The sequence below is a fragment of the Pseudomonas sp. RW407 genome, from assembly GCF_003176655.1.
Classification (GTDB): domain Bacteria; phylum Pseudomonadota; class Gammaproteobacteria; order Pseudomonadales; family Pseudomonadaceae; genus Pseudomonas; species Pseudomonas delhiensis.
Map to the genome: position 1 here is coordinate 666,003 of NZ_QGSL01000091.1, position 4,621 is coordinate 670,623.

4 protein-coding genes are annotated in these 4,621 nt (G+C 70.0%); 3 read left to right on the forward strand and 1 reads right to left on the reverse strand.

Features of this window, described 5'->3' with window-relative positions; genetic code table 11:
• On the forward strand, positions 1-427 hold a 427-nt coding region (locus DK254_RS15385), incomplete at its 5' end, for a methyl-accepting chemotaxis protein (protein WP_256595868.1).
• Between the two features lie 36 nt (positions 428-463).
• On the opposite strand, the gene DK254_RS15390 is transcribed toward DK254_RS15385, so the two are convergent.
• Positions 464-1,741, reverse strand: coding sequence for an HD-GYP domain-containing protein (locus DK254_RS15390; RefSeq protein ID WP_109934447.1), 1,278 nt, complete (start codon positions 1,739-1,741; stop codon positions 464-466).
• Positions 1,742-1,927: 186 nt separating this feature from the next.
• Here DK254_RS15390 and DK254_RS15395 point away from each other — a divergent pair, with 186 nt between their 5' ends.
• The gene (locus DK254_RS15395; protein WP_109934448.1) at positions 1,928-2,719 is read left to right on the forward strand and encodes a DNA-binding response regulator; all 792 of its coding nucleotides are present in this window, start codon (positions 1,928-1,930) and stop codon (positions 2,717-2,719) included.
• Positions 2,709-4,621 (forward strand): ATP-binding protein (locus DK254_RS34540; protein ID WP_256595869.1); only part of this gene is annotated, 1,913 nt, incomplete at its 3' end. The genes DK254_RS15395 and DK254_RS34540, both read left to right, overlap by 11 nt.

The window sequence follows — 4,621 nt, forward strand, 5'->3', positions numbered from 1 at the left end:
CGAGGCGGGCCGCGGTTTCGCCGTGGTGGCCGACGAGGTGCGCGGCCTGGCCCGGCGCACCCGGCAGTCCACCGAGGAGATCGAGGCCCTGGTCGCCGCCCTGCAGAGCGGCACCCGCCAGGTCTCCAGCGCCATGCTCGGCAGCCGCGAACTGACCGCCAGCAGCGTGGCCCTGAGCCGCCAGGCCGGCGAATCCCTGGGCAGCATCACCCGCACCGTGTCCAGCATCCAGGCGATGAACCAGCAGATCGCCACCGCCGCCGAACAGCAGAGCGCCGTGGCCGAGGAAATCAGCCGCAGCGTGGTGAGCGTGCGCGACGTGTCCGAGCAGACCGCCGCCGCCAGCGAGCAGGTCGCCGCCTCCAGCGTGGAACTGGCGCGCCTGGGCGGGCAGCTGCAGGCGCTGGTCGGGCGTTTCCACGTCTGAGCCCGGACGGGTGGCGCCCCGTGCGCTACCCGTCGCTCAGTGGCGCCCGCCGTTCCTGTCCCGCTCCGGGAGCGTGCCGGGCAGCACCAGGCCGTCGGGCAGCCAGAGCCGCTCCAGGTTGCGGAAGCCCCAGCGCGCCGGGTCCTCGCGCTGCACGATGCGGTCGTAGATGCGCACGTCGGCCAGGTCGCGCAGCTCCTTGGCGATCGCCTGGCGCCGGTGGGTGCAGAAGAACACCTTCACTTGCGGGCGCGTCAGGTTCTCCGGGTTCTGCTGGACCACCACGCCGAGCTGCCCGGACTCCAGGCGCACCAGGCTGCCGATGGGGTAGATGCCGATGGCCTTGACGAACGCCTGGAACAGCTGCGGGTCGAAATGCCCCTCCCAGCTGGCCATGCGGGCCAGGGAGCCGGCGGCTTCCCAGGCGCACTTGTAGGGGCGGTCCGAGGTGATGGCGTCGTAGACGTCGCAGATCGCCGCCATGCGGGCCAGCAGGCTGATCTGGTTACCCGCCAGACGGTGCGGGTAGCCGGTGCCGTCGTAGCGCTCGTGGTGGTGCAGGCACACGTCCAGCACCTGCGCCGACAGGCGGGTGTGCTGGCGCAGTATCTCGTGGCCGCGCTCGGGGTGGGTACGCATGATGGCGAGCTCGGCTTCGTCGAGCTTGCCGGGCTTGTTGAGGATCGCCGGCGGCATGGCCATCTTGCCGATGTCGTGGAGCATCCCGGCCAGGCCGGCCTCGCGCTGGGCCTCGACGTCCAGGCCGAGCTGCCGGGCCAGGGCCACCATCAGCGCGCACACCGTCACCGAGTGCATGTAGGTGTATTCGTCCTTGTTCTTCAGCCGGGCCAGGCTGATCAGCGCCGAGGCGTCGCGGGCCAGCGAGGCGCAGATGTCCTCCACCAGCGGCAGGCACAGGTCCAGGTCGATCGCCCGGCCCATGCGGGCCTCGTGGAACAGGCCGATCAGGGTCTTCCTGGAGCGTTCGAGGATGCGCGCGGCCTCGTGGAATTCGTCCGGGTAGCTGGGCGGCGGCGGTTCGATGACGGGCTCGATGACCAGGCCGGCGACGCCTGCGGCAGGCGCCGCGGGGCTCTGCGCCGGCGCTTGGGCATCGGCGGTGCCGGTGACGCCCAGGCCGCGGGCATCGTCGATCCATAGCCACTGCACGCCGCTGTTCTGCAGGGCGCGAAGGTCGCCGGGGTTTTCCAGCATGAAGCGGGTCTTCCAGAAGGGGTGGGAAAGCCAGTTGCCCTCCAGCGACTGGATGAACATTCCCAGGCGAACCTGGTCGGTGTGGATCCGCTTAAGCATGGGGCACCTGTGGGCCAAGGGCTGTCTTCGTCGAGTGCCATTATCTCGGCGCCAGGAAGTGGCGCTTCTGCCGGAGCGTAGAGGCCCTTTGCCAGCGGGGAAAATATTTTCGTCGAATACGGAAAACCCGCTCTGTAATGGCAAAGTAACGGTCGGTCGGAGACTGACGTGTAGGAACTCATCGGAATGCCGAGCTTTATTCCCGATGTGCTGGAGGGGCAGCGCATCCTGGTCGTCGATGACGTCGAGAGCGAGCGCCGGCTGCTCGCCGAATACCTGCAGCAGCGGGGTTGCCGCATCTACCTGGCGAGCAACGGCCAGGACGCCTTCAAGAAGGTCCAGCTGGTCAACCCCGACCTGGTGCTGATGGATGTGCTGATGCCCGTCTGGGATGGCCTGACCTGCTGCCGGATGATGCAGGCCAACGCCCATACGCGGAACATTCCCGTGGTCTTCCTGACCGGCGCCTGCACCCCAGAGGAGCGCGTCCGCGGCCTGCTCGTCGGCGCCGTCGACTACATCTCCAAGCCCTTCAACCTGGAAGAGGTGCGCCTGCGCCTGACCATCCACCTGCGCCGCTGGGGCACGGACAGGCAGGCCGAGTCCACGCCGCTCAACCACGTCGGCAACCTCGACAGCATCCTGTTCCAGTCGGCCCGCCAGCTGCTGGTGCGTTCGCTGTCGCACACCCCGGAGCTGCAGGAGCTGGCGGACGCTGTGGGCACCAACAGCAAGCGCCTGAACGAGGCCTTCCGCCAGTGCGTGGGGGTGACGGTGTTCGAGTACCTGCGCGAGGAGCGCATGAAGGAGGCCTGCGTGCTGCTCAGCGGCACCGGCCTGCCGATCCAGGCCATCGCCCTGGAAGTGGGCTTCACCAGCGGCGCCAACTTCTCCACCGCCTTCCGCGAGCGCTACGGCCTCTCGCCCAGTCAGTTCCGGCAGTCGCGCCTGGACCTGGAGCCCGGCGATGCGCCCTGACCCCCGCGCCGCCTTCACCGCCCTGCTGGGGTGCCTGGCGCTGCTGCTGGTGGTGGGCGTGTCGCTGCTGCTCAACCGTGGCGACCTGCAGGAGCCCCACATCGACCTGACCCGCGCCGCCCAGGTGCTGGAGGAGGCGCCCGGCCAGGTGCTCACGCCGGCGCAGGCCTGGCGGCGGCAGGGCTGGCAGCCGGCCGATGCGCGAAGCCTGGCCGCGCCGCGGCGGGAGTCGACGCTGTGGCTGCGCCTGCGGCTGACCAACCCGGATGCCATCGCCTGGGAGCGCTGGCTGGAAGTGGCGCCCTGGCGGGTCGGCGAGGTCGACCTGTACCGCCTGGACGCGGCCGGCGAACGCGTCGTCGGGCACTGGCACGTCGGCCTGTCGGTGCCCCTGGCCGAACGCTCGCTGCATAGCCGGCGCAACCTCCTGCCGGTGGCGCTGGCTCCGGGGGAGAGCCGCGAGCTGTTGCTGCGGGTGTACAGCGAGAACCGCCGGAGCCTGGCCCTGAGCCTGTGGGACATGGGCGCCGTGCTGGCCCAGGACAACCTCGAGCAGCTGACCCAGTCGATGCTGCTCGGCTGCGTGCTCACCCTGGCCGTGCTGCTGTTGCTGCGCCTGGACTGGAGCTTCGCCATGCTCGCCCTGTGGCTGGGCGCCGCCTACGCGATGGAGGCGGAAAAGGAAGGCTACCTGGCCTTCCACCTGTTCAGCGGGCTGTCCGCCCATGGCCCGGGCATGCGCATCGCCTTCTGGCTGGTTTCCCTGGTCGGCTTCCTGGTCGCCGCCCGGCGCCTGCTCGGCCTGGCCGGGCGGGGCACCTGGCGGCGCCTGTACCTGGCCGGCATCTTCGCCTGCCTGGCGCTGCTCGTCGCCCTGCCCGGGCTCGGGAACAACCAGGCGCGCACGCTGAACCTGGCGCTGAGCCTCTGCATCCTGGCGTGCTGGCCGCTGTCGCTGCTATCCCTGCGGCTGCGCGGCGACTTCTGCCGGCAGGTCCTGGTGGCGCTGTTCCTGCTGAGCTGGGCGGAAAGCTTCTGGTTCACCCTTTCCTACGTCCTCAACCGCGGCTACAGCGGGCTGTTCAGCATCGATGCGCTCATGCTCCGGCTGAGCGTCATCGTCGGCATCATCGGCCTGTTCAGCCTGCAGCAGCAGATGCGCAAGCAATGGATGGAGCGGGAGAGCCTGCAGAGCGAGCGCCGGCAGAACGCCCGGCTGGAGGAGGCGGTCTCCCGGCGCACCGCGGAGCTGCAGGCGGCGCTGGTGAAGGCCAAGGACGCCAACCAGGCGAAGGTCGAGTTCCTCGGGCGGGTCAGCCACGACCTGCGCTCGCCGCTGACCTCCATCATCGGCTATGCCCAGCTGCTGCAGGAGGAGGGCGGGCGCGGCACCCGCAAGGCCGGCGTCATCCTGCGCAGCGCGAGCCACATGCTGGCCCTGGTCAATGATCTGATCGACCATGCCCGCGGCGTTTCCAGCGACCAGCTGGACGTCCAGCCGGTCTACATCCACGGCCTGCTCGACGCGGTGGCGATGGACGCGCACATCCTCGCCCGGCGCAACCGCAACGCATTCCGGCTGACGCTGGCCGGCGACATCCCCACGGTGCTGCAACTGGATGCCAAGCGCCTGCGCCAGGTGCTGATCAACCTGCTGGACAACGCCGCCAAGTTCACCCACGACGGGCGCATCGGCCTGCAGGTGGAGGCCACCGAGCGCGCGCCCCAGGCTGGCCTGGCGCAACTGCGCTTCTGCGTGAGCGATACCGGCTGCGGCATTCCCGCCGAGGACCTGCCGAAACTCTTCACGCCGTTCTTCCGCGGCGCCGGCGCCGGCGGCGACGTCGAGGGCGCCGGGCTCGGCCTGGCCATCGTCGAGCACTGGGTCCAGCTCATGGGCGG